This is a genomic window from Ruegeria pomeroyi DSS-3 (assembly GCF_000011965.2).
GTDB classification, from domain to species: domain Bacteria; phylum Pseudomonadota; class Alphaproteobacteria; order Rhodobacterales; family Rhodobacteraceae; genus Ruegeria_B; species Ruegeria_B pomeroyi.
The window spans coordinates 1,685,700-1,712,029 of sequence record NC_003911.12; the positions used below are offsets into that span (position 1 = coordinate 1,685,700).

Genomic DNA, 26,330 nt, shown 5'->3' on the forward strand with positions numbered 1-26,330 from the left:
CACTTAGCCTGTCCAACAGTTTTGCGCGCCCCGGTCAAAGGAAATCGCGATGTCCAGGAATGACTTGCCCGCCCATGCACGGGTTGTGATTGTCGGCGGTGGCGTCATGGGGGTTGGCCTGGCCTATCACCTGGCGCACGAAGGCTGGGGCGGCGATACCGTCCTGCTGGAAAAGGCCGAGCTGACCAGCGGCAGCACCTGGCACGCAGCCGGGCAGATCACCCATTCGACCAGTTCGTTCGGTCTCGGCAAATGCGTCGATTACAACATCGGCCTCTATTCCGGAAAGCTTGAGGCAGAGACCGGGCAGGCGGTGACATGGCATGGCTGCGGTTCGTTCCGGCTGGCCTATACCGAGGATGAGATGGACTGGCTGCGCCACACGCTGTCGGTGGGCAGGTCGCTGGGGTTCAACATCGAACTGGTCGGGCCAAAGCGGATCGCAGAGCTGCACCCGTTCTACAATCTCGACGGCGTGCTGGGCGCGTTGCACACACCCGATGACGGGCATGTGGACCCGACAAACGTGACCATGGCGATGGCGGCAGGCGCACGGGCCAAGGGCGTGCGCATCTTCCGCCACACCTGCGCCACCAACATCACGCAAGGGGCGAATGGCGAATGGGTGGTCGAGACCGGAAAGGGCACGATCACCTGCGAACATGTGGTCAATGCGGGTGGCACCTATGCCCGCCAGATGGGCGAATGGTCGGGCTTGCAGCTGCCGATGACCTCGATGACGCACCACTATTTCGTGACCGAACCGGTGCCCGAGTTCCAGTCGCTGGACCGTGAATTGCCGGTCATCCGCGATGACCGCAAGGTCTCGGGCTATATCCGGATGGAGCAGAAGCGCGGCCTGATCGGCATCTATGAAAAGGCCAATCCCAACGCGGTCTGGATCGACGAATGCCCCTGGGATTACGAAAACTGGCTGTTCGATGCTGATTACGACCGGGTCATGCCCTGGCTGGAAGAGAGCCTGAACCGTATGCCGATCTTTGCCGATCTCGGCATCCAGCGCGAGGTGCACGGCGCCATTTCCCACCCGCCCGACGGCAACCCGCTGATTGGTCCGGCTCCGGGGGTGCGCAATTACTGGTGCTGCTGCGGCACCCAGATCGGTATCGGCTGGGGGCCCGGGCTCAGCCGCGAACTGGCGCGCTGGATCGTGCATGGCGCCGCCGATATCTCGATGCGCGATTTCGACCCGCGCCGGTTCGGCGCTTATGCCACCAAGGACTGGCAGGTGATCAAGGCCAGGGAAGACTATTGCCTGCGCCACGAGATCCCGTTTCCCCATTTCAACCGCCTTGCCGGGCGCCCGGTGAAACCCTCACCGCTCTATGATCGGCTCAAGGAAAAGGGCGCGGTATACGAAGAGGTCTATGGCCACGAGCGCCCGCGCTGGTTCGCGCGCGGTATCGAACAGCGCGATCACTATGGTTTTGGCCGAACCCCGGTGCATGACATGGTGGCGACCGAATGCGCCGCCGTGCGCAGCGCCGCCGGGATCATGGATATTTCGGCCTTTACCAAGGTCGAGGTTTCGGGCCCGGACGCGGGCGCGCTGCTCGACAGGCTTACCGCCAACCGTCTGCCACAAAAGCCCGGCGGCATCGCGCTCACCCATATGCTGAACCGGCGCGGCCGGATCGAGCTGGAAACCACCGTGGTCAAGCTTGACGAGGATCGGTTCTATCTCGTTTGCGCCGCCTTCTTCGAACAACGGCTGCTGGATCACCTGGCCGCACATCGGGGCACGGCGGATATCACGGTTCGCAATCTCTCTACCGACTGGGCCGCTCTGGCCCTGAACGGTCCACACGCGCGCGATATCCTGGCCGCCTGCACGGAGGCCGACCTGTCGAACGCACGCTTCAAATGGCTGACGGCTCAGCAGATCACTGTCGCGGGCCACAGCCTTTGGGCCCTGCGCATGTCTTATGCGGGTGAACTCGGGTGGGAACTTCACATCCCCCGCGACCATGCGCTTGCAGTTTATGATGCGCTCTGGGCGGCGGGCCAGCGCTATGGCCTGACCGACTATGGCAGTTTTGCGATGAACGCACTGCGGATGGAAAAGGCGTTCAAGGGCGCAGGCGAGCTGACCAACGAGGTGACTCTGGCCGAGGCCGACGTGCTGCGCTTTGCCCGCACCGACAAGGACTATCTGGGCCGGGACAAGACACTGAACGCCGGCAACCTGCCCTGGGTCTGCGCCTATCTCGAGATCGCGCCCGATGGCCGGTTCGATGGCAATGGCGGCGAGGCTGTCCTGCTGGATGGCAAGGTGGTCGGCTCCACCGCTTCGGTCGCCTATGGGCATACGGTCGGCAAGATCCTCGCCTTTGCCTATGTCAAACCGCAGGTGAACGTGCCCGGAACCGAGGTCGAGGTGATCATCGCCGGAAATCCCCGCAAGGGCCGCATCCTTGGCGCACCGGCCTATGATCCCGACAGCACAAAACCCCGTGCCGACGCGGCGACGGAGCCCGCGCAATGAGCCTGCCCGACACGATGCGCGCCATGGTCACCATGGGGCATGGCGAGCTGGACCGGATCGTCCTGCACGAGGCGTGGCCGGTGCCCCGGCCCGCGCCGGGCGAGGTGCTGATCCGCGTCGGCGCCTGTGGGCTGAACAATACCGACGTGAACACCCGCACGGGCTGGTATTCGAAAGCGGTGCAAGAGGCCACCACCGGCAGCGCCTATGATAGGGTCGATGCACAGGACCCGACCTGGGGCGGCGCGCCGATCACCTTTCCCCGCATCCAGGGCGCCGATGTCTGCGGGCGCATCGTCGCCGTGGGCGAAGGGGGCGACGCCAGCCGGATCGGCGAGCGGATCATCACCGACAATTGGCTGCGTGACCCGTCCGATCCGCAGAACAAGGACACGGCGGGCTATTTCGGGTCGGAACGCGATGGCGGCTTTGCCGAATATTGCACCATCCCCGCAGTCAACGCGCTGGCCATCGACAGCCCGCTGTCGGACGCCGAACTGGCGACCTTTTCCTGCTCCTACTCCACCGCCGAAGGCATGCTGACCCGTGCGCAGGTGACCGGGGCCGACACGGTGCTGGTGCCCGGCGCCTCGGGCGGGGTCGGCGGCGCAGTGGTACAGCTGGCCCGACGGCGGGGTGCCCGGGTGATCGCGCTGGCTTCCGAGGCCAAACACGCCGAGGTCGCGGCGCTGGGCGCCGACCGCGTCCTGCCCCGCGCGCCCGAGGATCTGCGGGCCGCACTGGGGGCCGAAAAAATCACCGTGGTGGCGGATGTGGTGGGCGGGCCCTATTGGCCGATGCTGATCGACATCCTCGAACGGGGCGGGCGCTATACCTGCTCGGGCGCCATCGCGGGGCCTATGGTCACGCTCGACCTGCGTACCTTTTATCTGCGCGATCTGACCTTTACCGGCTCGACCGTGATCGATCCGCAAGCAATGCCGAACCTGATCCGATATATCGAGGCGGGCGAGATCAGGCCCGCGCTGGCCGCGACCTATCCGCTGGACCAGCTGCGCGACGCACAGGCTGCCTTCATCGCCAAGCGACACACCGGCAACATTGTGGTGACCCCATGAAGATAACCCGCATCACCGTCTATCAGGTCGATCTCCCGCTGGAACATCCCTATTGGTTGTCGGGCGGGCGGCTGAAGTTCGAGCTGCTCGACGCGACGCTCGTCAAGCTCGAGACCGACGCCGGGATCACCGGCTGGGGCGAGGGCACGCCCTGGGGCCATACCTATGTGCCCGCCCATGGTCCGGGCATCCGCGCCGGGATCGAGACGATGGCGCCCTTTGTGCTGGGGCTCGATCCGCGCCGGCTGTTGGATGTGGAACGCGCGATGGATATCGCGCTGCCGGGCCATCTCTATGCCAAATCGCCCATCGACATGGCGTGCTGGGACATCGCCGGGCAGGCCGCGGGCCTGCCCATCGCCGACCTCATGGGCGGCGGCAGCCGGACACCCCGGCCGATCGCATCCTCGGTCGGCGCCAAATCGGTCGAGGAAACCCGCGCTGTGATAGATCGCTACCGCCAGCGCGGATATGTGGCGCATTCGGTCAAGATCGGTGGAGACGTGGAACGCGACATCGCGCGTATCCGCGATGTGGAGGATATCCGCAAACCCGGCGAGATCGTCCTTTACGACGTCAACCGGGGCTGGACCCGGCAACAGGCGCTGCGTGTCATGCGGGCGACCGAGGACCTGCACGTGATGTTCGAACAGCCCGGTGAGACGCTGGACGATATCGCCGCGATCCGCCCGTTGCATTCCGCGCCTGTCAGCGTGGATGAGTGCCTGGTCACCCTGCAGGATGCTGCGCGTGTCGCCCGCGACGGGCTGGCCGAGGTGTTCGGCATCAAGCTCAACCGCGTCGGCGGGCTGACCAGGGCGGCGCGTATGCGCGATATCGCGCTGGCGCACGGGATCGACATGTTCGTGATGGCCACCGGCGGCAGTGTTCTGGCCGATGCCGAGGCGCTGCATCTGGCCGCGACCATTCCGGACCATGCCTGCCACGCGGTCTGGGCCTGTCAGGACATGCTGACGGTGGATATCGCCGGGGGCAGGGGGCCGCGCAATATCGACGGCCACCTGCATTTGCCCGAAACCCCCGGCCTTGGCGTGCACCCGGATGAGGACGCCCTTGGCGATCCGGTGGCGGTCTATTCATGAAAATCGCACGCCTCAACCTCTGGCATGTGCCGCTGACCAGCCACACGGCCTATTATATGGCCGATGGCAAGACCTGCGACACCGTCGAAACCGTGGTGATCGCGGTTCAGACGGATACCGGGATAACCGGCTGGGGCGAGGTCTGCCCGATCCCGCATTACCTGCCCGCTTATGCGCGCGGCGTTGCGCCCGCGCTGACCGAACTGGCCCCGGTGATCCTGGGTGCCGATCCGGTCGGGGTCGGGGCGCTGATGGAGCGGGTGGATGCGGTCCTGCACGGTCATCCCTATGCCAAATCGGCGCTGGATATCGCGCTTTGGGACATCACCGGGCAGGTCGCGGGCCTGCCGCTTCATGCCTTGCTGGGCGGGTGGCGGGCGGCGGATATGCCGCTCTATCACTCCATCACCTGCATCGCGCCCGACGACATGGCCCGTATCGCCCGCGAGGCGCAGGCGCAGGGGATCACCCAGTTCCAGGTCAAGCTGGGTGCCTCGGGCGACTGGCAGACCGATGTCGAGCGGCTGGCAAAGGTGCGCGAGGCGGTTGGGCCGGGGCCGCTGGTCTATGGTGACTGGAATTGCGGGGCGACCTCGCTGGAGGCGATCCGGGTGGGCCGGGCCGTGGCGCAACTCGACATCATGCTGGAACAGCCCTGCGCAACGCTGGAGGATTGCGCCCGTGTCCAGCGCGCCACCGGTCTGCCGATGAAGATCGACGAACTGGCCCATGACACCGCCTCGCTGCTGACGGCGCATCGGTTGGGGATCATGGATGCGGTGGCGTTGAAATTGTCCAAGTTCGGTGGTCTCTCGACCACCCGCCGGGCGCGCGACCTGTGCCTGCATCTGGGCGCCCGGATGTGCATCGAGGATACCTGGGGCAGTGACATCACCACCGCCGCGCTGCTGCATCTGGGCGCGGCGAGCGAACCGGGCCGGGTGCTGAATGTCTGTGACCTCTCGGGTTATGTCGCTCCGCGTCTTGCCCCTGATGCGCCGGTGCGCGCAAATGGCCGCATCGCCCCGCCCGAAGGCGCGGGCCTTGGCATCACCGTCGACCGGGGCGCATTGGGCGTACCCGACCTGATACTGGATTGACAGCATGACCCAGACCGACCCCGCCTTTCAAAACCTTCTGGCCGAGTTTCAAGCGCTTCATGCGCGTGAACCCGCTCTGGCCGGTTTCGTGGCCCTTCCCGACAGCCTGACGCCGCAACCGGTCACCCCCGTCCGCATCCCGCCCGCAGCCCTCATGGAGAGTGACCCGGACCTGACGACCACAGCCTATGCCGCCATCCGCGATGCCTTCATAGCTGCCGGCGCGGTGGCCCAGTGGCGCCTGACCTATCAGGGCTCGCGTCTGGGGGCCGATTTCATGGACCGGTTCGCCTGCTACTGCCTGATCGGCGAGGGCGGGCCCTTTGCCAGCGACAGCCTTGCGGCCTATGTGGTCTATATGCCGGCGGGGCTTTACTATCCGTTTCACCAGCACCCGGCCGAAGAGATCTATTTCATCCTTGCGGGCGAGGCCGAGTTCCTGATGGAAGGGCATCCGCCCCGCCGTCTGGGGCCGGGCGATCATGTGTTCCACCCGTCGGGGCACCCGCATGCGACGCGCACATATGACCGCCCGTTCATGGCGCTGGTCCTGTGGCGCGGCGATCTGGAGACCGCGCCTGTGCTGACCTATCCGGAGGGAGAGATATGATCCGACTGAACAGCCAGGCCGATTGGGTCGAACGCGCCCGAGCGGTGCTGCCCGCCGCGGGCTTTGGCAATTTCGACCCCGCCGTTGTGATCGCGCGCGGGCAGGGCGCGCGGGTCTGGGATCAGGATGGGCGCGAATATGTGGACTATCTGATCGGCTCGGGGCCCATGCTGCTGGGCCATGGCGATCCCGAGGTGATGGAGGCGGTGCTGGAACAGCTGCCGCTGGGCACGACCTTTTTCGCGAATAACACCAAGGGGATAGAGCTGGCTGAGGCAATCGTTCAGGCGGTGCCCTGTTGCGAACAGGTGCGGTTCGTCACCTCGGGGGGTGAGGCGGACATGTACGCGATCCGGCTGGCGCGCGCATTTACCGGCAAGCCCCGGATCGTGAAATTCGAGGGGGGCTATCACGGCATGTCCGCCGAGGCGCAGATGAGCCTTGCCCCCGCCCGTGCGGTCAACTTTCCGACCCCGGTGCCCGATAGCGCCGGCATTCCGCCAGGTGTGGCCGATCAGGTACTGGTGGCGCCCTTCAACGATCTCGAGGCGGTGGCCTCGCTTCTGGCCGAGCATGACGACATCGCCGCGATCATCGCCGAGCCATTGCAACGGATCATCGCGCCCGCGCCCGGTTTCCTTCAGGGCCTGCGTGCGCTTTGCGACCGTCATGGGGTGCTGTTGATCTTTGACGAGATCGTCACCGGGTTCCGCCTGTCTTATGGCGGCGCGCAGGAACACTATGGTGTGACCCCCGATATCGTCACCCTGGGCAAGGTGATCGGCGGCGGCTTTCCCCTTGCGGCGCTGGGCGCTTCGGCCCGGATCATGGCGCATTTCGACAAGGGGGCGGTGGGGGGCGAGGGCTGGCTGATGCAGCTGGGCACCCTCTCGGGCAATCCGGTGGCGGCGGCGGCGGGCCTCAAGACGCTCGAGATCCTGCGCCGTCCGGGTCAGTACGCGCGCCTGCGCGATCTGGGCGAACGGTTGATGGCGATGCACGAGCGGGCGCTGGGCGCACAGGGTATCGCGCACCGGTTGTCGGGCGACGCCACCCTGTTCGATGTCTATTTCACCGATGCCGCCTGCACCGATTACCGCACGGCCCGCCATGCCGCGCCCGAGCTGGCGCAGGTGTGGAACGCGGTACTGCGGGCCGAGGGCGTGCTCAAATCCCCGGGCAAGCTCTATCCCTCGCTGGCGCTGGGCGAAGAGGAGCTGGAGAGGACCGAAGCGGCACTGAACCGCGCCGCCGCAGCGGTGACGGGCTAGAGCCGCTGCCACGCAACAGCCGTGCCATGGTGGCGCCAGCGATTGCCCAAGGCCCCATCGCACCGGTTGCCCGGTTCCCCGGCAAAAGGCTCGCTTGTCGCGAACCCGGACAGGGCCGCATCGTCGGCCGATGCCTGCAAACCGGGCAGGTGTTCACGCGCGCGGTTGCATGTCCGTGGGCCCGCTAGAATTCGGCGCTGGCACGCATGGCCAGCGCCCCGTCAGCGCGCCGCGCCCAGAGCGTCAGGGCGTCGCCCTCGGCCCGGCCCTCGATATCAAACGGCGCCGGACCCGCGATCGGGGCAAGCCCCCGGAACGAAAACGCGCGCAGGGGCCGGCCCGCCTGTGCGCAGGCAAGATCGGCCAATAGGGTGGCGGTCAGCGGGCCGTGAAACACCAACCCGTCATAGCCTTCGACGGTGCGGGCGTAATCGACATCGTAATGGATGCGGTGGCCATTGAAGGTGAGCGCCGAGTAACGGAACAGCATCACCTCGGTCGGGGTGATCCGGCGCGAGAATTCGGCGCCATCGGGGGCACGTTCGGGCGTGGGCGCAGGGGCGTCCGGTGTCGGATCCGCGCGATAGACGATGTCATGCTCCTCGGTCAGGGCGGGCGCACCGTCCTGCAACAGCTGGTGCCGGACGGTCACGAAGCAGAGCTTGCCGCTGCGGCCCTCCTTCTCGGTCACCGAGGCGATGGTCGAGCGTTTGCTGGCGGCCCGGCCCAGGATCAGCGGGCGCGCGAACCGGAACCGCCCGCCTGCCCACATCCGGCGCGGCAGCGGTACCGGGGGCAGAAAGCCGCCCTTTTTGGGATGCGCATCGCGACCCAGCTCGCTGGCGCGGCGGGCCTCGAGGAAATAGAGCCAGTGCCAGAGCGGCGGCAGCGCGTCGCCCTCTGCCAGATCCGGGTCGCGGTCGAGCGTGGCCTGAAGAAAGCGCGCGGGCTGAGGGCGCAGCCAGTCCTCGGCGCTTTCCTGTCGGCCCACCCAGTCCTGCAGATTTGTCTCGGTCATCGCTGGGGTCCTTTCCGGTCTCGTCTCAGCCTGCCAGTTGCCGCAGAAAGGCGGCGATATCGGGCGCCTGCGGCCAGCGCAGCATGGCGTGATACTGCGATATCGGGCGTCCGGTGATCTCGTGCCATTTCGCCGCAAGCTGGTCGGGCGGCATCGGGTTCTGTGGCGCGCCCAGCGGATAGGCGCAACTGGCGCTCAACTCAAGCCCGTCGGCAAGGGTCACGGACAGGCGGTCGGGCTGGTCGGGATCAAAGTTCAGCGAGCGGTCACGCACCGGCTCGGCGCGCAATTCGGTCAGCGCGATCAGACGGCGGATCTCGGGCTCGGTCCAGAATTCGGCGGCGCCATCGGCCAGTGTCAGCCCGCCCGAAGCCAGCATCCGCGCGATCGAGGCGGGGGCGGAGAACAACGCCTCGGCCTGATTGCCGGGCTGGTGAAAGGGCAGGATCGCGTGGTGGAAATCGGGCAGGCAGGCCCGGATCGCGGTGATACCGGCGGTCTCTCCACCCAGGCGGATGCGGATTTCGGCCGCCGCCGTCATCAGCCGATGAGTATAGCCGCAGGAGGGCCAGGGCTTGAACGCCAGCCCGTATTGCAACAGACCCCAGGGCGCGCCCAGCCGCTCGGGGATCGCGGCCAACCGGGCCGGGTCATGAGGTGCCAGCAACCCGGCAAAGCCGCGCTGGTCATCCAGCACATGCGGTTGCGCGGTGGCACCCGCCCGGGCCAGCAGCGCCGCCTCGACGCCAGTGCGCGCGGCGAACCCGGCCTGTAGCGGCTTGGCGGTGCTGCCGAATTGCGCGGTATAGCCCAGCGCCTGCGAGACCGAGAGCGCCAGCGCATGTTCCGCCTGATCCTCGCTCAGCGCCAGCAGCCGTGCCACCGCCGCTGCCGCGCCGATGGCCCCCAGCGTGGCGGTGGCGTGAAAGCCGCGTTTGTAATGCTCCAGCGTGATCGCCTCGCCCAGCCGCATGATCACCTCGATCCCGACCGCATAGGCGGCCAGCAACTCGGCGCCGCTGACGGGGCGCAGATGCGCCGCCGCCAGCAGCGCGGGGAACAGGACAACGGTGGGATGGGTGTTGCCGGGTTCTTCCCAGTCGTCCATGTCCCAGGCATGACCGGCGACCGCGTTCACAAGCGCCGCCGTCGGGGCGGGCAGGGTCAGCGCGGTGCCCAGAGCCGGCACCGGGCCGCTGCCCAACGGTGCCAGCGCGGCGCGGCTGCGGGTTGCCGCCGGGCTGTCGGCCCCGGCGAGGATACAGGCGATGCAATCGAGAATGGCGGGGGCGGCGACCGCCTCGACCGCCGGGTCGGGCCGGGCTGTCACGGCAAAGCGGGCCAGATGAGAGGCCGTGTTCATGACGCGCCCACGGTGTTTTTCAGCGTGCCGACACCGCCGACCGTGACCGCCACCCGGTCACCCGAGCGCAGGAAGGCGGGCGGTGTCCGGCTGCCTCCGGTCCCGTCGGGCGAGCCGGTGGCGATGATATCGCCCGCCTCCAGCGGCTGGATATGCGAGATATAGGCGATCAGCTCGGCCAGACCAAAAATCATCCCGGCGCCGCTATCGGACTGCATCGGGGTGCCGTTCACCCGTGTTTCCAGCGTCATCCCGGCAATATCGCCCGCCTCGTCGGCGGTGGTGATCCACGGCCCCCAGCTGCCCGACGCGTGGAAATTCTTGCCCGCATGGACCGAATGTTTCATCCAGCCCCGGACCGAGCCTTCGTTCATCGCCGAATAGCCCAGCACATGGCCCAGCGCGGCCTCGGGCGCGATATGGCGGCCGGGCTGGCCGATCACCGCAACGATCTCGCCTTCGAAATCAAAGCTTTCGGCGGCGGCACCTTGCGGCATTTCCAGCATGGCACCATGACCCACCAGTGTTTGCGGATGGCGCGAGAACAGCACCACATGGCCCGGATCGGGTGGCGCCACGCCCGCCACCGGATAGGGTTTGCGATAGTTCATACCGGCGCAAAGGATCTTGCCCGGCGCGGGGATCGGGGGCAGCCAGACCAGACTGTCCAGCGGCAGTGCCGCGCCGCATTGGCCCGGCAGGCCGGCCACCGGGCGGGTACGCAGATAGTCACGCAGCGTGGGACAGGTGGCGCGCTGCGCGGGCAGGGCGGGATGCGCACCCGCATCGGTGATCACCCCATAGCTGGGCGCGCCCTCAACAAGGAACGAGGCAAGTCTCATGTCCGCTCTCCTCCAAATGCCGCCTCGCGCGCGCGGATCACCGCGCAGAGCGTCTCGTTATAGGGGGTCGCGATCCCCAGCGCGGCGCCCAGCGGCGGGATGGCGCCATTGATCGCCTCAAGCTCGGACCGCCGCCCCGCCTCGTGATCCTGCAACATCGAGGGTTTGGCCGCGCCCACCCGCTCGGCAAAGGCGGTGACATAGGCGACCGGGTTGTCAAAGGAAAACGCCACCCCGTGCGCGCGGCCCACCGCAAAGGCCTCGGCCATGCAGCCCAATGCCACCGCCCAACGCTCGGGGTCGGCGCGCAGATCGGCAACGGTACAGCCAAAGGCGGTGCAGGGGGCCGAGAGCGTGACATTGCACAACAGCTTTTCCCAGATCAGCCGGTCGATATCGGCAAAAGTCTCGACCTCGAACCCACCCGAGCGCCAGATCCCGGCCACCTGTTCCAGGCGCGGATCGTCGCCGCCGGTCATGACGCCCAGCCGGATCAGCTTCATCGCGGTGTGGCGCGCGTGTCCCGGCCCGACCATGGCGGCGCCGAACCCCTCGGCCACACCCAGCAGCACCCGGTCGGCGGGAAGGTGGCGGGCGATGCGCTCGCCCGCGCCCAGGCCGTTCTGGATCGTCAGTACCAGCGCATGCGCGGGCAGGGTGGCCGCGATGGCCCGCGCCGCCGGTTCGACGCCCGCCGCCTTGGTCGCCAGGATATAGAGGTCGCAGGGACCGGCCCAGGTCAGGTCCTCCATCGCTTCGACCTGGCGGGACAGGAGCGTTCCCGATGGCCCGTCCACACGCAGGCCCCCGGCATTGATCGCCGCCACATGCTCGGCCCACATGTCCACGGCCAGCACCTGATGCCCGGCCTCGGCCAGGCGGGCGGCATAGATCGACCCCATGGCGCCGCAGCCGACGATTGCGATTTTCATGCGAGAGGCTCCTGTTCAATGGGCAGGCCGAATTGGTCCGCCAACTCGGCGCGCAGGTCACGCGGCAGGTGGTTGGGCCAATGGCGGTCCAGCAGAGTGGCGGCCCGGGTCGAGGCACGCGCGCCCATGTCGGCACGCGCGCCCAAGGCCCAGTCGCCCAGTAGCGCGCGGTCAGCGATCTCGGGGTAGAGAAAATCGCTGCGCATCCGGGCATAGGTCTCGGGACGGCCCAGGAAATGACCCTCGCCGCGCACCACCTCGGCAATCGCCTCCAGCGCCAGCGTTTCGGGCGTGATCTCGGGCGCGATATTGGCGCGCAGGATCGCGCCCAGCATGTCATTGTCGGCCACCATGGCGCCGAAATGCACCGCCATCAGCCCGGCTTGGCTGCCCGCGGCCTGGGTGATCAGGTTGGCACCGGCCTGAAGCGCGGTGTTGATGGTCAGCGCCTTTTCGTAACCGGACTGGAAATCGGGCAGCTTGCTGTCGGTGGCGCCCGCGATCACCGAACAGGGCAGGTCCCAATGGCGCAGGACCTGTACCGCCAGCCCGGTGGCCATCGCCTGTTCGCCCGCACCCCCCGCCAGCCCGCCGCTGCGCAGATCGGTGATCATCGGGCGCGGGCCCGCGATGCGCGGCGCGCCCGGGTCGAGCGCATGGACAAAGGCCAGCCCCGCCAGCGTCTCGGCCAGGGTCTGCGCCACCGATCCCGCCAGCGTTACCGGGCTGGACGCGCCCAGCTGGCCGAACACGTTGCAATGCACCGGGATGCCCGCGCGCACCGCCTCGGCCATCACCTCGGCGCTTTCGGCGTGAAACCTGAGAGGGGGCACCGCGTGGTTGATGTTGAGCGACAGGAAGGGGCGGGCGCGGAACGCCGCCTCGCCCCCCGCGATCCGGTGGCAGAGCGCGGCAAGCGGCGCCACATGGCCCGGCTCGGTTGCCTGCACCATCACATGTTTGGCAGTGCCCGCCAGCGCGGCGGCGGCGGTGGTCAGGTCAAAGCGCAGCGGATCGGCCACGTCGCCCGCCACCAGCGAGCGGGCGAAGAAATGCACATGATCCAGCGCATCGGCCAGCCGGGCGGCATCGAAGAGATCGGCAAGTCTGGAGGGACGGTAGTCGCCGCTCTCTGCGTCCATCACATTGGGCGCGGCGCCCCCGGTGCCGGCAAAGGCGCGGGTGCCGCCCACGCGCATGTCATGGGTCGGGTCCTGACCGGCCAGCAGCACCCGGCGCGGCATTTCGGCCAGCGTCGCCTCGATCAGGGCGCGCGGATACAGGAGACGACCCCGGTCTAGCCTGCCCCCCGCCGCAAGGATGGCATCGCAGACGACCGGCGGCGCCTCGGCCATGCCGATCGTGGTCAGGATGGTGATCGCGGCCTCGGCCAGTTGCGTGACCGCCTCGGCCGGGACCGGGTGCCAACTGCCACCATGGGCGGCGGTCGCGGGTCGCTCAATGGGGCTGGTCTCGGGGGTGGTCTTGCGCTTGCGTCTGCTCATGTCGCGGATACTCCCAGCCTGTCGGCCAATCTCTCGATCTGTGTCCAGGTGTCGCGTGGGACCGAGACGATCCCGCCCGAGGCCGCCCGGTGCGCGCGTTCGCGCTCGCCCGGGATCTCGACACCGGAACTGCCCGGCGCGGGCGGGCAGCGGCGCAGCTCGTCCAGCACCTCTTCGGCGGCGGCGGCCATGGCGGGGGCCTCGCGGAACCGCTCTGCCGAAAGCGCGATCAGCAGCCAGTTGCATTCGGTGGTCGAGGGGCCCAGCAGCGCCTCGCCCACCAGCTCGCCCAGCAGGGCAAGGCCAAATCCCTTGTGCCCGCCCGCCGGCAGGATGGCGCCCCCGGCAAAGTAATCCTCGGGGTTGCGGGTGGGGTGGCCCGCGGCGTCGATCACGCAGCCCTCGGGCAGCAGAGCACCGGCCGAGCGCGCTGCATAGATCCAGCCGCCCGCGATCTTGGAGGTGGCGAAATCCAGCACCACCGGCCCCCGGTCGCCGCCGGGGATGCCGATGCACCAGGGATTCGTGGGCAGCATCGCGCGGGCGCCGCCATGGGGCGCCACCTGCCGCCAGGTCTGGCGGTTGCCGCCGCCGAGGCAAATGGTCAGGCACCCGGCCTCGGCCGCCGCCTCGGCAAAGGCGCCGTGCCGCCCGGTATGGCCCACATGCCGGATCGAGAGCGCTGACAGACCGCGTGCGCGCGCCTCGTCGCAGCAGGTATCATAGGCCAGGCGCAGGGCGGGGATGCCGATGCCGCCTCCTGCCTCGATGCGTGTCGGGCCGCCGGTGTCGTCGCGCAGCACCTGCGGGCGGCCCGAAGGTGTCAGATAGCCGCTTTCAACCTGGGCGGCGTATTCCAGCACCCGCATCACCCCGTGGCTTTCCACCCCCGACAGGCTCGCATCGACCAGATGCGCGGCCACCTCCTCGGCGATGTCAGGATCGAACCTCAGGGCCTGAAAGATGGCGCTCAGCCGGGTCTGGACCTTTGCGGCGGGCAGGCGGGTCCGGCCGCTGGCAAGGGTCAGCTTGCTGTTGGGGTCCTGCATTCTCTGTATCCTTGTCCGGGTGGGCCCATCCGTCCTGAGGGGAAGCCTAACGGGATGCAATCTTTGAAAACATAGGCTAAAGGGGAAACTTGATGTTTCACTTGATGAACGATGATGGCGCGACCCAGCTTGCCCCTGCACCAGATACAGGCCTTTGACGCGGCGGCGCGGCATCTGAGTTTTACCCGCGCCGCGCGCGAACTTAACGTGTTGGGCCCGGCGGTGGGGCGGCAGGTGGCGCAGCTGGAGGCCGATCTGGGCGTTTCCCTGTTCCTGCGCACAAAGCCGCGCCTGACCCTAACAGACGAGGGCGCACAGCTGGCCCGCGCGGTGGCGGCGGGGTTCGAGGCGCTGCATCAGGGGTTGGCCGAACTGCGCGACCGGTCGGGGCAGGCGGCGCTGGTGGTCAATGCGGCGATCGGTTTCACCAGTTACTATCTGCTGCCCCGGATGGGTGCGTTCCAGTCGCGCCATCCCGAGATCGCGCTTCAGATCGTGACCCGTGACCAGAACCCCGATTACGATCCCGCAACCTGCGACCTGCTGGTGACCTTTGGCACGGCGGGGCTGGAGGGGATGGTGTCGCGGCGGGTGATCCCCGAGCGGCTGGTGGCGGTCTGCACGCCTGCGGTATTGGGCGGGCGGGGGCCGCTCGGCCGGGCCGAGCTGGCGGCAGAGCGGCTCTTGCATCTGAGCGCCGAGAGCCATTTCGACGATTGGCAGCGCTATTTCGAGGGCAGCGGCGTGACCCCGCCCAGCCCGCCCCGGCATGACCGGTTTCACAGTTTCATGGTGCATAACCGGGCGGTGCAGAACGGCATGGGGATCGGGCTCAGCTGGCGGCCGTTCATGGACGACCAGCTGGAAAGCGGCGCTTTGGTGCTGGCCGCGACCCACGAATGCCGCACCACACGCGGCTATTACTGCAACGTTACGCCGCGCGGCGCCGGCAAACCCGGCGCCGAAACCTTCATGACCTGGCTGTGTGAGGCGGACCGGGCGCCTAGCCCGGCCGCTGATAGGTCACCGCGCCATCCATGATCGTCACCATGGCGGCGGCCTGGGTGATGTCATCGGGCGCCAGCGCCGTCAGGTCGTGGCTGAGCACCGCGATATCGGCGGCCATGCCCACCTTGAGCCTGCCCTTGCTGTCCTCGTTGAACTCGACCCAGGCATTGTCGCGGGTATAGCTGGCCAGCGTATCCATCAGCGACTGGCTCTGGTCCGGCCAGTCCGGGCCGAGGTCGAGCGGCGCGATGGCGGCGCGCAGGCTGGGCATCACATCGACCGGGATCACCGGCCAGTCGGTCGAAAACACGACCCGCGCGCCCGTTTCGCGGATGGTCTGCCAGGCATAGGCGCCCACGATCTGGTCGGGATGCAGATATTGCCCCACCGCGCCGGGCGGGAAGACATGGCCGCGCGGCGCATGGCCCGGTTGCAGCGAGGCGACGATATCCAGTTCCGCCAGCCGGGGGATGTCGTCGGGATGGATCACCTCGATATGTTCGATCCGGTGACGGCTGTCGCGCGTGCCATTGGCGCGCCGGGCCGCTTCGAACGCATCGATGGTGCGCCGCACCCCGGCATCGCCGATCGCATGGACCGCGATCTGGAACCCCAGCCGGTCGGCCTCGACACAGCAGGCGGTGAAATGTTCCTGGGTAAAGACCTCGTCACCGGTATTGTCATTGGCACCCAACTCGCCCGGATAGGGCCGCAGCATCAACGCGGTGCCGCTTTCGATCACGCCGTCGATGAACATCTTCAGATGGTTGCAGCGCACCTTGTCGCCGCGATAGGCGGCGCGCATGGCAGGCGCCTCGGCGGTCATCCGTTCGACCGGGTCGGTCCCCTTCATGTGAAACGGCACCTCGCAGCGGCAGAGCAACCGCCCCTCGGCCTCGAGCTCGGTCAGCAGTTCGAGCTGATAGCGGTTGCCATCCATCAGGTGCAGTCCGGTGATGCCCTGCGCCGCGCAATGGGCCAGCCCGCGCGCGATCACGTCCTTGTCGCGGGCGCGTTGGTCTGGAGTGGCGGGCGGTTCGGGGTCCTTGCCGGTGGTCAGGCCCAGCATCTCGCGCCCGCCATGGCGGGTCAGTCCCAGGATCGGCCCATAGGCGCCCGGCTCCAGCAGCTCGCCATTGGCCAGACCGTCCTCGCCCAGCACGATGAGCGAGCCTGCGTCGACCTCGCCGCCCTGCAACAGGCCGGTCGCCTCGAGCGCGGCGGTATTGGCCCAGACGGTGTGGTGATCGGGGGCGAACATGGCCAGCGGGCGGTCGGCCAGAATGCTGTCCAGATCGTGGCGGGTCAGGGTGTGGCCGGTACCGAGGATGTCGTAATCGGCCATCACGCAAAAAACGAGCGCGTCATCGGGATTGGCCTGCGCATAGGGTTGAATGGCCGCGCGCATCGCGTCCAGCCCCTTGACCCCGTAGAGGCTCAGGCAGTCAAGCTCGACCGAGCCGCCGAACAGATGCACATGGCTGTCGATGAAGCCGGGCAGGACGGTGCCGCCGCCAGCGTCGATCAGCCGTGTCTCGGGCCCGGCCAGCGCCAGGATCTCGGCATCGCTGCCGACGGCGGCAATCATGCCGCCCTGGATTGCCAGCGCCTGAGCCTGCGGCCGGGCCTCGTCGAATGTGATCAGCGAGCCATTGTGAATGATGATATCGGCGGGCATCGGAAGCTCCGGTCAGGAAAGGCGGCCCCCTTCTGGGAAAGGGGGCCACAGGTTGGTTACTTCTGCAGTTCGGTCCAGATCGCCGTATACAGCTTGGTCGCCTCGGGCGGGCAGGTCTTGGACACGAAGGCCGCACCTTTCAAAGCGTCAGGTACGACCACTTCGGGCGCCGTTTTCATGTCTTCGGGCATGAAGGCTTCGGACCCCTTGATGCCGTTGGCATAGCGGGCAAAGGCGGACAGCATGGCGGCGTTTTCCGGATCCATGATGAAGTTGAGGAAGATCTTGGCCTCTTCCACGTTCTTGGCATCGCTCAGGATCGCGGCATTGTCCATCCAGACCGGAAAGCCCTCTTGCGGATAGCCAAAGGCGATATCGGGGTTCTGGTTGCGCGCCCGGAATGAGGCGCCGTTCCAGTTGACGCCAGCGGCCAGGTCGCCCTTGGCGTATTTCTCGATATTGCCGTAATCCATCGACAGCCAATGCGGCTTGGCCGCCTGCAGGATGTCGCGCGCCTTTTTCAGAACTTCCTTGTCGGCGGTGCACTGCTCGCCGCCCGCATAGCGGATCGCCAGGCCCATGACATCGTTCATCTCGGGGACCACGTTGATCTTGCCCTTCAGCTCTTCTGGCGGATCAAAGATCAGCGCGGCGGTGTTGATGTCACCGCCATAGACCGAGGTGTTGACGGTAATGCCAACCGTGCCCCATTGCCATGGCACGGTATAGTTGCGGCCCGGATCGAATTCCACATCGACCCATTGTGGGTCCATGTGCTTGAAGTTCTCCATCTGGTTGGGCTTGCTCTCCATCAGCAGCCCTTCGCCCACGAAGATCGGGATATAGGTCCCCGAGGGCACCACGATGTCGAACCCGTGCCCGCCCGCCTTGATCTTGGCCAGCGCGGTGTCGTTGCTGTCGTAATCGGTGATCGTGACCTTGATGCCGGTTTCGGCCTCGAATTTGGCGATCATCTCGGGCGAGGTATAGTTGCCCCAGTTGAAGATGTTGAGTTCGCCCTCGGCAAAGGCCGGTCCGGCCAGAACGAGGGTCAGCGCGGTCAGTGTCTTCTTCATTGTACTCTCCCTTTGGTTTTACTTCCTGATTTTACTGAGCAAAGTGAATGCGATAACCATGGTGACCGAAATGCTGAGCAGCACGGTCGAGATGGCGTTGATCTCGGGCGTGACCACGCGGCGCAGCTGTCCCAGCATATAGGTCGGCAAGGTGTCCTGACCTGCGGATTTCACGAATTCGGTGATCACCACGTCATCCAGCGAAATCACAAAGGCCAGCATCGCCCCGGCCAGGATACCCGGCCACAGCTGCGGCAGGGTCACCCGGCGGAACACCTGAAACGGGGTGGCATAAAGATCGGCGGCGGCCTGTTCCAGGCTCAGATCCATGCCCTGAAGCCGTGCCCGGATCGGCAGATAGGCAAAGGGGATGCAAAAGGCCGAATGCGCGATGATCAGATAGGCAAGCCCGGTATAGCCGGTGGCGACCTTGATCATGGCAAAGAAGATCAGCAGCGCCACGGCCGTCACGATCTCGGGCACCATCAGCGGCTGGTTGATCAGGGCAAATACCGCCGTCTGGCCCCGGAACCGCCGGGTGCGGGTGGTGGCCAGCGCGGCCAGCACCGCAACCGTGGTCGAGATGCCCGAGGCCCAGACCGCGATGATCAGCGAGCGCAGCGTCGCCTCCTGCACCTGTTCGTTGTTCCAGGCCGAGACATACCAGCGCCACGAGGCGCCCTCCCAGATGGCGATCGAGGTGCCGGCGTTGAAGGAATAGATCACCAGCAGGATGATCGGCATGTAAAGCATGGCGAAACAGGCGATGGCGATGGTAGTGAACCCGGTCTGCCTGCGGATGTCGAAGACGCGCTCAGCCATGGGGCGTCTCCTCGTTTCCCGCGACCCGGACATAGGCCAGCAGCGCCACCATCACGATGGCCAGCAGCGTGATCGACAAGGCCGCGCCCAGCGGCCAGTTGCGGCCCTGCCCGAATTGCAGCTCGATCAGGTTGCCGATCATCAGCTGGTTGCCCCCACCCATGACGCGCGGCGTCACATAGGCGCCCAGCGAAGGGACAAAGACCAGGATCGAGCCAGCGATCACCCCCGGCTTGACCAACGGCAGGATCACCTTGCGCAGCACCCGGAACCGGGTCGCATAGAGGTCATAGCCCGCTTCGACCAGCCGGAAATCGAACCGTTCCATCGAGGCATAGATGGGCAGGACCATCAGCGGCAGATAGACATAGACCATGCCCAGCAGGATCGAGAATTCGGTGAACAGCATCTGGATCGGCTCGTCGATGAGGCCAAGCGCGATCAGGACGGTGTTGACGGTGCCTTCGTTGCGGATCAGTTCCAGGATGGCAAAGGTGCGGATCAGCAGGTTGGTCCAGAACGGGATGATGATCAACAGCATCCACAGATCGCGCTGCTTCTTGGGTCGCGTGGCGATGAAATAGGCGGTGGGAAAGCCGAAGGCGAGACAGGCCAGCGTGGTCAGCGCCGACAGTTTCACCGAGCGCCAGAAGATGCTCAGATGCGCGTCCGACCAGCCCAGGGTATCATCGAAAATGTCACGCTGCATGAAGACATTGAACCAGGCATCCAACGAGAACTGCCATTCGACGCCGCCGTAGTCGCCCGGTGTCAGAACCGAATAGACCAGCGTGATCAGCAGCGGGCCGCTGGCGGCGAACAGCAGGATCGCGAGGGCGGGGATCAGCAACAGCCAGCGGTTGCGGGCGGTTCGGCGGGCGATCGTGTCCGGGATGCTCTCCATCGCTCAGTCCCTCAGCACCTGGGCCACCTCGCCCGGGAAGCTGACCGAAACCCTCTCCCCCTTGGCAAAGCGGGTCTCGGTATCGGGGCTGTTCTGCTGGCGCAGGACAAAGGCGGTGCCGTCATCCAGCGCGATGTGGAAATGGGTGTCGGTGCCGAAATAGACCGCATCGCTCAGCACGCCGGGCAACAGGCCGCTGTCCTCGGCTTCCAGGCGGGCATGTTCGGGGCGCACCGCCAGTGTGACCCGGCCGCCGCCGGCATGGCGGGCGGGCGCGGTGATGGTCTTGCCTGACCCCAGCCGCAGCGACACGCGCTCACCCTCGGTGGCGATCACGTCAGCGGGCAGGAAATTGGTGTCGCCGATGAAATCGGCCACGAACCGGTCGGCGGGATGGTCGTAGATGTCGCGCGGAGAGCCGATCTGGCGGATGGCGCCATCGGACATCACCGCGATCCGGTCCGACATGGTCAGCGCCTCTTCCTGGTCATGGGTGACAAAGATGAAGGTGATGCCGGTTTCGGTCTGAAGCCTCTTCAGCTCCAGCTGCATGTTTTTGCGCAGCTTGAAATCCAGCGCGCTCAGTGGCTCGTCCAGCAGCAGCACCCGGGGTTTGGGCGCCAGAGCCCGGGCCAGGGCCACGCGCTGTTGCTGGCCGCCCGAGATCTGGCTGGTCTGGCGGTCGGCGAGATGGGACATCTGCACCAGATCCATCATCTCGGCCACGGTGCTCTTGATCTCGGATTTGGGCTTGCCCAGCATTTCCAGGCCAAAGCCGATGTTCTCGGCAACGCTCATATGCGGAAACAGCGCATAGCTCTGGAAGACGGTGTTGATCTGGCGCTTGTAGGGGGGCAGGTCCAGCAGGCTTTGCCCGAACATGTCCAGCGAACCAGAAGTGGGGTGTTCAAACCCCGCGATCAGCCGCAGGATCGTCGTCTTGCCGCACCCCGAGGGCCCCAGCAGGGTGAAGAACTCGTTATCGGCGATGTCGATGTCGACGCCGCCCAGGGCCTCGACGGGCGGCGTGCCCGGATACACCTTGCGCAACGCACGTGCGCTGATGGCTTTGGTCAAGGATCGTTCCCCCGTCGGTGGCACCATTTTTCTGTCGTGGTCTTTTGCAGCGCTCAGACGATGATTGCGCCATTCGGGGTCGGGAGATATACCCCTCTTGGGTTAGTTTTTTTGGAAATTCGACCCCAGAAGAGGGTAATTCACGCGATGAACCTGACGGATCGAGATATCCTGAGATTGCGCAGGGCAATGAGCAGCGCGGGTACGCCCGAGTTTTTCGCATCCTTCCGGCGGCTGCTGCGTGCGCGGATGCCCTTTGCCACCTTCATCCTGATCCGCTTCGATCCCGGCAAGGCGCCGGTGATGCTGGACGCCTGGTTCGTGTCCAAGCGTCTGCCCAGCGCGGCACTGACCGAGTATCTGGAAAATACCTATCCCTTTGACCCGTTCTTTCAGTTTCGCGACCTGCCGGCCGGGGGCGGGCTGTATCGCCTGCCCGAAATCGCGCCCGACCGGTTCTTTTCCAGCGAGTATTATCTGGAATACTACCGCAAGACCGGGCTCTGCGACGAGGTCGGGCTGTTGGCGCCGCTGCCGACGGGGGGGCGGGCGCACCTGTCGCTCAGCCGGTTCGAGGAGACGGGGCCGTATCGGCGGCGTGAAATCCAGTGCCTGAAGCATCACGCGCCGCTGTTGCTGGAATTGCTGGCCCAGCATGTGACGGCGGTCAGCCCGCAGGTCGCCGTGGCCCCGCCCGCCGCGGCGCCCTCGATCGCCGATCTGATCCAGGTCTATGCCGGTGACACGCTGCATGTGCATCTGACCCGCCGCGAGGCAGAGATCGCGGCGCTGGTGTTGCAGGGCCATTCCAACGGCTCTGCGGCGCTGTCGCTGAACATCGCGCGCGAGACCTGCAAGGTGCATCGCCGCAACCTGTATCGCAAGCTGGAGATATCGTCCCAGCGCGACCTGTTCGGGCTGCTCAAGCACCTGCTGTAATCCCTGGGGCAGTTCGGTGACCAAGTCACCGTCGCGCGGACCCCGGCCATGGCACCACCGCTCTACAGATGTGGAGAATCGCCATGAACAGCTTACCCCAGCGGCCCGCCGACAGCTGGTCGCCGCTTTACTTCCTGGCCTCGCTCGGCGCGGGCGGGCTTGCCGTCACCTTCTTCATGTTCCTGATGTTCTGGGTGCCCCATCCGGGCCGGCCGGTTCCGGTGTTCGAGGATATCCTGGGCGCGTTCCGGAATGGCGGGCTGCCGCTCAAGGCCGCGATCCTTGTTGCCGTCATCGGCATCGCGGTGTTTGCAGTCGTCAACATCCGGTTGCTGGTCTGGAACCTGGCGCAGCTGAGTGCGTTTCGCCGCACCGAGGCCCATGCGCGCCTGATGACCTCGAATGGCGAGACTCAGTTACTGGCGATGCCGCTGGCGCTGGCGATGGCGGTCAATGCCGGGTTCATCCTGGGGCTGGTCTTTGTGCCGGGCCTGTGGGGCGTGGTCGAATACCTGTTCCCGCTGGCGCTGGTGGCCTTTGCGCTGATCGGTGTGATCGCGTTTCGCCGGATCGGCGCTTTCCTGTCGCGGGTGCTAAGTGAGGGCGGCGTGTTCGACGTCACCGCCAATAACTCCTTTGCCCAGTTGCTGCCTGCCTTTGCGCTGGCGATGGTGGCGGTCGGCATGTCCGCACCCGCAGCGATGAGCACGCTGCCGCTGACCGTGGGGGTGTCGATGATCCTGTCGGTGGCGCTGGGCACCTTTGCCGGGCTTTACACGTTGGTTGCGGCGATTGTCGCCTTCGGCTCGATGCTGCGGCACGGCACCGCGCGTGAAAGCGCGCCGACGCTGATGATCGTGGTGCCGATCCTGACGGTGCTGGGCATCATGATGATGCGGCAGGAGCATGGCCTGCACACCACCTTTGCCGCGCATGGCGGCATTGCCGACACGCTGCTGCTGACCACGATGATCCTGGCGGTTCAGAGCGTGTTCCTGATGCTTGGGCTGCTGGTGCTGCGGCGCCAGAACTATGCTGCGACCTATCTGCGCGGCGAGGAGAATTCGCCCGGGGCCTATGCGCTGGTCTGCCCCGGTGTCGCGTTCAGCGTGATGGTGCAGTTCTGGATCAACAAGGGGCTGGTCGGGGCCGGGCTGATTGCCAAGTTCGGCATCGCCTATTGGGCCTTGTCGGCGCTGGCCGTGGCCAGCCAGGTGGCGATGATCGCCCTGATGATCCTGCTGCACCGGCGTCATTTCGCCCGGCGGATGCCCCGGGATGCGGTGCCAGCGCAATAGGCGCGTGCCGCATCGCGGCGCGCGCTGTGAGGAGGGAACATGGACAGAAGACAGTTCTTGAAGGCGGCGCTGGCCGGGGGAACGGCCGCAACGATGGTGTCGCCGCCACAGGCGGCGCGCGCGGCGCCGCTGCGCAGTTCGGCCCGGATCGTCATCATCGGGGCGGGCGCGGCAGGCACCGCGCTGGCGAACCGGCTGGTTCGGCGTCTGGAGGGCGCCGAAATCACCCTGATCGACCCGCGACGCGCGCATCTCTACCAACCGGGACTGACATTGGTGGCAACCGGGCTGCGCCCGCCGGAATATGTCGTCTCAGAGACTGCCGATTGGCTGCCCGGCGGTGTCACCTGGCTGCCCGAGCGGGTGGCCGCCGTGGACCCGCTGGCCAGGACCGTTTCGACCGAGGCGGGATCGACGCTGTCCTATGACTGGCTGGTGGTGGCGCCGGGCCTGATCCTTGATCACGACGCGATCGAGGGTTTCAGTCTCGACATGGTGGGGCAGAACGGCATCGGCGCGCTCTATGCCGGGCCCGAATATGCCGCGCGCACCTGGACGGCGGCCAGCCGCTTTACCCAGGAGGGCGGCACCGGCCTGTTCACCCGCCCCGCGACCGAGATGAAATGTGCCGGAGCGCCGCTGAAACATACCTTTCTGATCGACGATATCGCGCGCCGGGCCGGCAATGCCGGGCAGATGAACATGATCTTTACGGCGCCGCAATCCACGCTGTTCGGGGTGCCCATCGTGGCCGAGAAGGTCCGTATGCTGTTCGGGGATCGCGGCGTCGATACCCTGATGAACCGGACCCTGAGGGCCATCGACGCGGGCGCGAGACGGGCCATCTTTGCCACCGAGACGGGCACCGAGGAGGTCGCGTATGACTATATCCACGTGATCCCGCCGCAGCGCGCGCCGGATTTCGTGGTGCAGTCGGGCCTTGCCTGGGCCGACCGGTGGGGCGATCAGGGCTGGGTGGAATGCGATATGCAGACCCTGCGCCATCTACGCTATCCCGAGATCTTTGCGCTGGGTGATGTTGCCGGCGTGCCCAAGGGCAAGACCGCCGCATCGGTCAAATGGCAGGTGCCGGTGGTCGAGGATCATCTGATCTCCGCCATCCAGGGGCGCGCGGGCACCGCCACCTATTCATGTCCGCTGATCACCCGCATCGGCCGCGCCATGCTGGTGGAGTTCGACTATCACAACAATCTGGTGCCCTCCTTCCCGGGCATCATCGCGCCGCTGGAAGAGCTTTGGATCAGCTGGCTGATGAAGGAGGTGGCGCTCAAGGCCACCTATAACGCCATGCTGCGCGGCCGGGCCTGAGGAGGGCGCGACATGAAAGACCTGACATTCTCCACCCTGATCGCGGTGTTCGAGGAGATCTTTGGCCGGGGCCTGTTCTGGGCCCTGACCGCCGTCGCGGTGCTGGTGACGCTGGCCTATATCTATGTGCTGGTCCGCGACCGCGCGGTGAGCTGGAAGAAGTTCCTGACCGCGCAGCTGTCGATGCCGGTGGGGGCGGTGCTGGCGGTCTGGTTCGTGATGGTGATGACCCGATCGCAGCTGTCCGATCTGGGCGGGCCGGTCGATCTGATCGTGCTGCTCGCCATTGCCGCGCTGGGGGCGGTTGGCATGGCGATCCTGGTCTACACGCTGGAATCGCTTCTGGGCAGCAGGCGGACCCGGGGGAGAGGGCCGGGCGCAACATGACGGTTTCCCGCCCAGGCCATGGGCGGTCTTTGTTCCACATCGCATCGCGGGGCGGGTCTTGCCCGGCCCGCATGCCCCGCCATTCCCGTCCGCGCCCGCGTGCCCTCCAGCACGGGAGCGGGCGGGGATATCCGCCGGACCGGCGGACCTTTTAACCAATCGGAGACCCCCGAATGAAACACCTCCTCCTCTCCACTGTCCTTGTCGCCGCATCCGCGGTCGCCGCCCTTGCCGAAGGCCCGGCCAAGCTGGTCACCGTGGTCACCTCGCCCGATCCGCAGACGCAGTTGATGTCGATGGTGCTGACCATGCAGGCCGCGCAGCAGGGGGCCGAGGCGCATATCCTGCTGTGCGGTCCGGCGGGCGATCTTGCCCTGCGCGAGGCCCCCGCCAGCGCCACCGCTGGCCAGCCGCCCAAGGATATGAGCCCGCAGGGCCTGATGCAGATGATCCGCGCCAAGACCGGCGCGACGGTCGAGGTCTGCGCGATCTACCTGCCGGGCCGGGGTGCCGACGGGTCGGTTCTGCTCGAGGGGGTCGGCGTGGCCAGCCCGGCCGAGATGGCGGCCCGGCTGATGGCGTCCGATACGCGGGTTCTCAGTTTCTGAGCGGACGCCCGCCAAGGGTAACCGGGGCAGGATGTCATCCTGCCCCGACTGGCGAACAGGGCTATCCTGACACGTGGCGCGCGTGATGTCGCGTCGCCGCGATCCGAAACCTTGCGGGGACAGATGGACATGGACGCGTCCTGGATTGACCAGTTCAAGGGCCTCGGCGGCCTGCCCGAACCGCTGCGCGCCGAGCTGGAGGCCGGTAGCCAGATCGTCTCGGTCCCTGCGGGCACCCAGATTTTTGCCCCGGGGCAAAGCGCCGACCACCTGTGGCTGCTGCTTGAGGGGACGGTGAAGGTGCAGCAGAAATCCGAGACCGGGCGCGAGGTCTTCCTTTACCGGGTACACGCGGGCGAAAGCTGTGTCCTGACCACCGCCTGCATGCTGGCCTTCGAGGATCATTCGGCCGAGGGGACCTGCGAGACGGATGTCAGCGCAGTTGCCATCCCGCGCCGGAGCTTTGACGATCTGATCGCCAGATCTCCGGTATTCCGGGAGTTCGTGTTCACCGCCTATTCCCGGCGGATCACCGACCTGTTCACCCTGATCGACGATATCGTGTTCCAGCGCATGGATGTACGTCTGGCCGCGCGGTTGCTGGAACTGGCCGATAGCGACAACATCGTCCGGGCCACACATGCGGTGCTGGGCACCGAACTGGGCACCGCGCGCGAAGTGGTCTCACGCACACTGTCAGAATTCCAGCGCCGCGGCTGGGTCGAACAGGCGCGCGGAGAGCTGCGCTTGATCGGGCGCGATGGGCTGGAGCATCTGGTGAAATCGGCGGGCGGGCACGGATAGGCCGGCCCTGTCAGTTCCGCAC

24 protein-coding genes are annotated in these 26,330 nt (G+C 66.6%); 13 read left to right on the top strand and 11 right to left on the bottom strand.

What is annotated here, in order from left to right:
- Positions 1–49: 49 nt before the first annotated feature.
- The 6 genes from SPO_RS08100 to SPO_RS08125 are packed head-to-tail and all read left to right on the top strand — an operon-like array spanning position 50 to position 7,669.
- Positions 50–2,506 (top strand): FAD-dependent oxidoreductase, encoded by a 2,457-nt coding sequence (locus SPO_RS08100; RefSeq protein WP_011047329.1) that lies wholly within the window; start codon positions 50–52, stop codon positions 2,504–2,506.
- Positions 2,503–3,585: an alcohol dehydrogenase family protein gene (locus SPO_RS08105; protein ID WP_044028113.1), complete on the top strand. Its 1,083-nt coding sequence runs from the start codon at positions 2,503–2,505 to the stop codon at positions 3,583–3,585. Before SPO_RS08100 ends, SPO_RS08105 begins: the two co-directional genes overlap by 4 nt.
- Entirely contained in the window at positions 3,582–4,688 is a 1,107-nt protein-coding gene (locus SPO_RS08110) for a mandelate racemase/muconate lactonizing enzyme family protein (protein ID WP_011047331.1), read from the top strand. The genes SPO_RS08105 and SPO_RS08110 overlap by 4 nt, the downstream gene beginning before the upstream one ends.
- Positions 4,685–5,788: a mandelate racemase/muconate lactonizing enzyme family protein gene (locus tag SPO_RS08115; RefSeq protein ID WP_011047332.1), complete on the top strand. Its 1,104-nt coding sequence runs from the start codon at positions 4,685–4,687 to the stop codon at positions 5,786–5,788. Before SPO_RS08110 ends, SPO_RS08115 begins: the two co-directional genes overlap by 4 nt.
- Positions 5,789–5,792: 4 nt before the next feature.
- Positions 5,793–6,398, top strand: coding sequence for a dimethylsulfonioproprionate lyase DddQ (gene dddQ, locus SPO_RS22175; protein ID WP_011047333.1), 606 nt, complete (start codon positions 5,793–5,795; stop codon positions 6,396–6,398).
- Positions 6,395–7,669 (top strand): aspartate aminotransferase family protein, encoded by a 1,275-nt coding sequence (locus SPO_RS08125; RefSeq protein ID WP_011047334.1) that lies wholly within the window; start codon positions 6,395–6,397, stop codon positions 7,667–7,669. Before dddQ ends, SPO_RS08125 begins: the two co-directional genes overlap by 4 nt.
- Positions 7,670–7,853: 184 nt before the next feature.
- On the opposite strand, the gene SPO_RS08130 is transcribed toward SPO_RS08125, so the two are convergent.
- Genes SPO_RS08130 through SPO_RS08155 form a run of 6 tightly spaced genes read right to left on the bottom strand, consistent with a single transcriptional unit; the run spans position 7,854 to position 14,378 of the window.
- Complete coding sequence (locus tag SPO_RS08130) at positions 7,854–8,687, bottom strand: FAS1-like dehydratase domain-containing protein (protein ID WP_011047335.1); 834 nt, start codon at positions 8,685–8,687, stop codon at positions 7,854–7,856.
- Between the two features lie 25 nt (positions 8,688–8,712).
- Positions 8,713–10,050, bottom strand: a complete 1,338-nt coding sequence (locus tag SPO_RS22180) for an MmgE/PrpD family protein (protein ID WP_011047336.1) — start codon at positions 10,048–10,050, stop codon at positions 8,713–8,715.
- Entirely contained in the window at positions 10,047–10,892 is an 846-nt protein-coding gene (locus tag SPO_RS08140) for a fumarylacetoacetate hydrolase family protein (protein WP_011047337.1), read from the bottom strand. The genes SPO_RS22180 and SPO_RS08140 overlap by 4 nt, the downstream gene beginning before the upstream one ends.
- Positions 10,889–11,824, bottom strand: a complete 936-nt coding sequence (locus tag SPO_RS08145) for a ketopantoate reductase family protein (RefSeq protein WP_011047338.1) — start codon at positions 11,822–11,824, stop codon at positions 10,889–10,891. Before SPO_RS08145 ends, SPO_RS08140 begins: the two co-directional genes overlap by 4 nt.
- Positions 11,821–13,329: a trimethylamine methyltransferase family protein gene (locus SPO_RS08150; RefSeq protein WP_011047339.1), complete on the bottom strand. Its 1,509-nt coding sequence runs from the start codon at positions 13,327–13,329 to the stop codon at positions 11,821–11,823. Before SPO_RS08150 ends, SPO_RS08145 begins: the two co-directional genes overlap by 4 nt.
- Positions 13,326–14,378: an Ldh family oxidoreductase gene (locus SPO_RS08155; protein ID WP_011047340.1), complete on the bottom strand. Its 1,053-nt coding sequence runs from the start codon at positions 14,376–14,378 to the stop codon at positions 13,326–13,328. Before SPO_RS08155 ends, SPO_RS08150 begins: the two co-directional genes overlap by 4 nt.
- A gap of 114 nt (positions 14,379–14,492) precedes the next feature.
- Between SPO_RS08155 and SPO_RS08160 the strand changes: the two genes are divergently transcribed.
- Complete coding sequence (locus SPO_RS08160) at positions 14,493–15,419, top strand: LysR substrate-binding domain-containing protein (RefSeq protein WP_158454165.1); 927 nt, start codon at positions 14,493–14,495, stop codon at positions 15,417–15,419.
- On the opposite strand, the gene SPO_RS08165 is transcribed toward SPO_RS08160, so the two are convergent.
- The 5 genes from SPO_RS08165 to SPO_RS08185 are packed head-to-tail and all read right to left on the bottom strand — an operon-like array spanning position 15,382 to position 20,970.
- A complete protein-coding gene (locus SPO_RS08165; RefSeq protein ID WP_011047342.1) occupies positions 15,382–17,064 on the bottom strand; it encodes an amidohydrolase in 1,683 nt (560 codons plus the stop codon). The genes SPO_RS08160 and SPO_RS08165 overlap by 38 nt on opposite strands.
- Before the next feature lie 56 nt (positions 17,065–17,120).
- Complete coding sequence (locus SPO_RS08170) at positions 17,121–18,140, bottom strand: extracellular solute-binding protein (protein WP_011047343.1); 1,020 nt, start codon at positions 18,138–18,140, stop codon at positions 17,121–17,123.
- An 18-nt stretch (positions 18,141–18,158) separates the two neighbouring features.
- On the bottom strand, positions 18,159–18,962 hold the full coding sequence (locus SPO_RS08175) for an ABC transporter permease (RefSeq protein ID WP_011047344.1): 804 nt from the start codon (positions 18,960–18,962) through the stop codon (positions 18,159–18,161).
- Positions 18,955–19,866, bottom strand: a complete 912-nt coding sequence (locus tag SPO_RS08180; RefSeq protein ID WP_011047345.1) for an ABC transporter permease — start codon at positions 19,864–19,866, stop codon at positions 18,955–18,957. The genes SPO_RS08175 and SPO_RS08180 overlap by 8 nt, the downstream gene beginning before the upstream one ends.
- Positions 19,867–19,869: 3 nt before the next feature.
- Positions 19,870–20,970, bottom strand: a complete 1,101-nt coding sequence (locus tag SPO_RS08185) for an ABC transporter ATP-binding protein (protein WP_011047346.1) — start codon at positions 20,968–20,970, stop codon at positions 19,870–19,872.
- 162 nt (positions 20,971–21,132) lie between these two features.
- Between SPO_RS08185 and SPO_RS08190 the strand changes: the two genes are divergently transcribed.
- The 6 genes from SPO_RS08190 (at position 21,133) to SPO_RS08215 (ending at position 26,308) form a co-directional block, all read left to right on the top strand.
- Positions 21,133–21,882 (top strand): helix-turn-helix transcriptional regulator, encoded by a 750-nt coding sequence (locus tag SPO_RS08190; protein ID WP_230981786.1) that lies wholly within the window; start codon positions 21,133–21,135, stop codon positions 21,880–21,882.
- Between the two features lie 83 nt (positions 21,883–21,965).
- A complete protein-coding gene (locus SPO_RS08195; protein ID WP_044028114.1) occupies positions 21,966–23,180 on the top strand; it encodes a TsoY family (seleno)protein in 1,215 nt (404 codons plus the stop codon).
- A 39-nt stretch (positions 23,181–23,219) separates the two neighbouring features.
- Positions 23,220–24,509, top strand: a complete 1,290-nt coding sequence (locus SPO_RS08200) for an NAD(P)/FAD-dependent oxidoreductase (RefSeq protein ID WP_011047349.1) — start codon at positions 23,220–23,222, stop codon at positions 24,507–24,509.
- Positions 24,510–24,521: 12 nt separating this feature from the next.
- A complete protein-coding gene (locus SPO_RS08205) occupies positions 24,522–24,896 on the top strand; it encodes a DUF5368 domain-containing protein (RefSeq protein WP_011047350.1) in 375 nt (124 codons plus the stop codon).
- A 173-nt stretch (positions 24,897–25,069) separates the two neighbouring features.
- Positions 25,070–25,504 carry a hypothetical protein gene (locus SPO_RS08210; protein ID WP_011047351.1) on the top strand — a complete coding sequence of 145 codons (435 nt, stop codon included), beginning with the start codon at positions 25,070–25,072 and terminating at the stop codon, positions 25,502–25,504.
- Between the two features lie 129 nt (positions 25,505–25,633).
- Positions 25,634–26,308, top strand: coding sequence for a Crp/Fnr family transcriptional regulator (locus tag SPO_RS08215; RefSeq protein WP_011047352.1), 675 nt, complete (start codon positions 25,634–25,636; stop codon positions 26,306–26,308).
- Positions 26,309–26,330 lie beyond the last annotated feature (22 nt).

Bases quoted from the DNA above. Each gene is read 5' to 3' on its own strand.
- SPO_RS08100 (WP_011047329.1), top strand. From the start codon at position 50: ATGTCCAGGAATGACTTGCCCGCCCATGCACGGGTTGTGATTGTCGGC.
- SPO_RS08105 (WP_044028113.1), top strand. From the start codon at position 2,503: ATGAGCCTGCCCGACACGATGCGCGCCATGGTCACCATGGGGCATGGC.
- SPO_RS08110 (WP_011047331.1), top strand. From the start codon at position 3,582: ATGAAGATAACCCGCATCACCGTCTATCAGGTCGATCTCCCGCTGGAA.
- SPO_RS08115 (WP_011047332.1), top strand. From the start codon at position 4,685: ATGAAAATCGCACGCCTCAACCTCTGGCATGTGCCGCTGACCAGCCAC.
- dddQ (WP_011047333.1), top strand. From the start codon at position 5,793: ATGACCCAGACCGACCCCGCCTTTCAAAACCTTCTGGCCGAGTTTCAA.
- SPO_RS08125 (WP_011047334.1), top strand. From the start codon at position 6,395: ATGATCCGACTGAACAGCCAGGCCGATTGGGTCGAACGCGCCCGAGCG.
- SPO_RS08130 (WP_011047335.1), bottom strand. From the start codon at position 8,687: ATGACCGAGACAAATCTGCAGGACTGGGTGGGCCGACAGGAAAGCGCC.
- SPO_RS22180 (WP_011047336.1), bottom strand. From the start codon at position 10,050: ATGAACACGGCCTCTCATCTGGCCCGCTTTGCCGTGACAGCCCGGCCC.
- SPO_RS08140 (WP_011047337.1), bottom strand. From the start codon at position 10,892: ATGAGACTTGCCTCGTTCCTTGTTGAGGGCGCGCCCAGCTATGGGGTG.
- SPO_RS08145 (WP_011047338.1), bottom strand. From the start codon at position 11,824: ATGAAAATCGCAATCGTCGGCTGCGGCGCCATGGGGTCGATCTATGCC.
- SPO_RS08150 (WP_011047339.1), bottom strand. From the start codon at position 13,329: ATGAGCAGACGCAAGCGCAAGACCACCCCCGAGACCAGCCCCATTGAG.
- SPO_RS08155 (WP_011047340.1), bottom strand. From the start codon at position 14,378: ATGCAGGACCCCAACAGCAAGCTGACCCTTGCCAGCGGCCGGACCCGC.
- SPO_RS08160 (WP_158454165.1), top strand. From the start codon at position 14,493: ATGGCGCGACCCAGCTTGCCCCTGCACCAGATACAGGCCTTTGACGCG.
- SPO_RS08165 (WP_011047342.1), bottom strand. From the start codon at position 17,064: ATGCCCGCCGATATCATCATTCACAATGGCTCGCTGATCACATTCGAC.
- SPO_RS08170 (WP_011047343.1), bottom strand. From the start codon at position 18,140: ATGAAGAAGACACTGACCGCGCTGACCCTCGTTCTGGCCGGACCGGCC.
- SPO_RS08175 (WP_011047344.1), bottom strand. From the start codon at position 18,962: ATGGCTGAGCGCGTCTTCGACATCCGCAGGCAGACCGGGTTCACTACC.
- SPO_RS08180 (WP_011047345.1), bottom strand. From the start codon at position 19,866: ATGGAGAGCATCCCGGACACGATCGCCCGCCGAACCGCCCGCAACCGC.
- SPO_RS08185 (WP_011047346.1), bottom strand. From the start codon at position 20,970: ATGGTGCCACCGACGGGGGAACGATCCTTGACCAAAGCCATCAGCGCA.
- SPO_RS08190 (WP_230981786.1), top strand. From the start codon at position 21,133: ATGAGCAGCGCGGGTACGCCCGAGTTTTTCGCATCCTTCCGGCGGCTG.
- SPO_RS08195 (WP_044028114.1), top strand. From the start codon at position 21,966: ATGAACAGCTTACCCCAGCGGCCCGCCGACAGCTGGTCGCCGCTTTAC.
- SPO_RS08200 (WP_011047349.1), top strand. From the start codon at position 23,220: ATGGACAGAAGACAGTTCTTGAAGGCGGCGCTGGCCGGGGGAACGGCC.
- SPO_RS08205 (WP_011047350.1), top strand. From the start codon at position 24,522: ATGAAAGACCTGACATTCTCCACCCTGATCGCGGTGTTCGAGGAGATC.
- SPO_RS08210 (WP_011047351.1), top strand. From the start codon at position 25,070: ATGAAACACCTCCTCCTCTCCACTGTCCTTGTCGCCGCATCCGCGGTC.
- SPO_RS08215 (WP_011047352.1), top strand. From the start codon at position 25,634: ATGGACGCGTCCTGGATTGACCAGTTCAAGGGCCTCGGCGGCCTGCCC.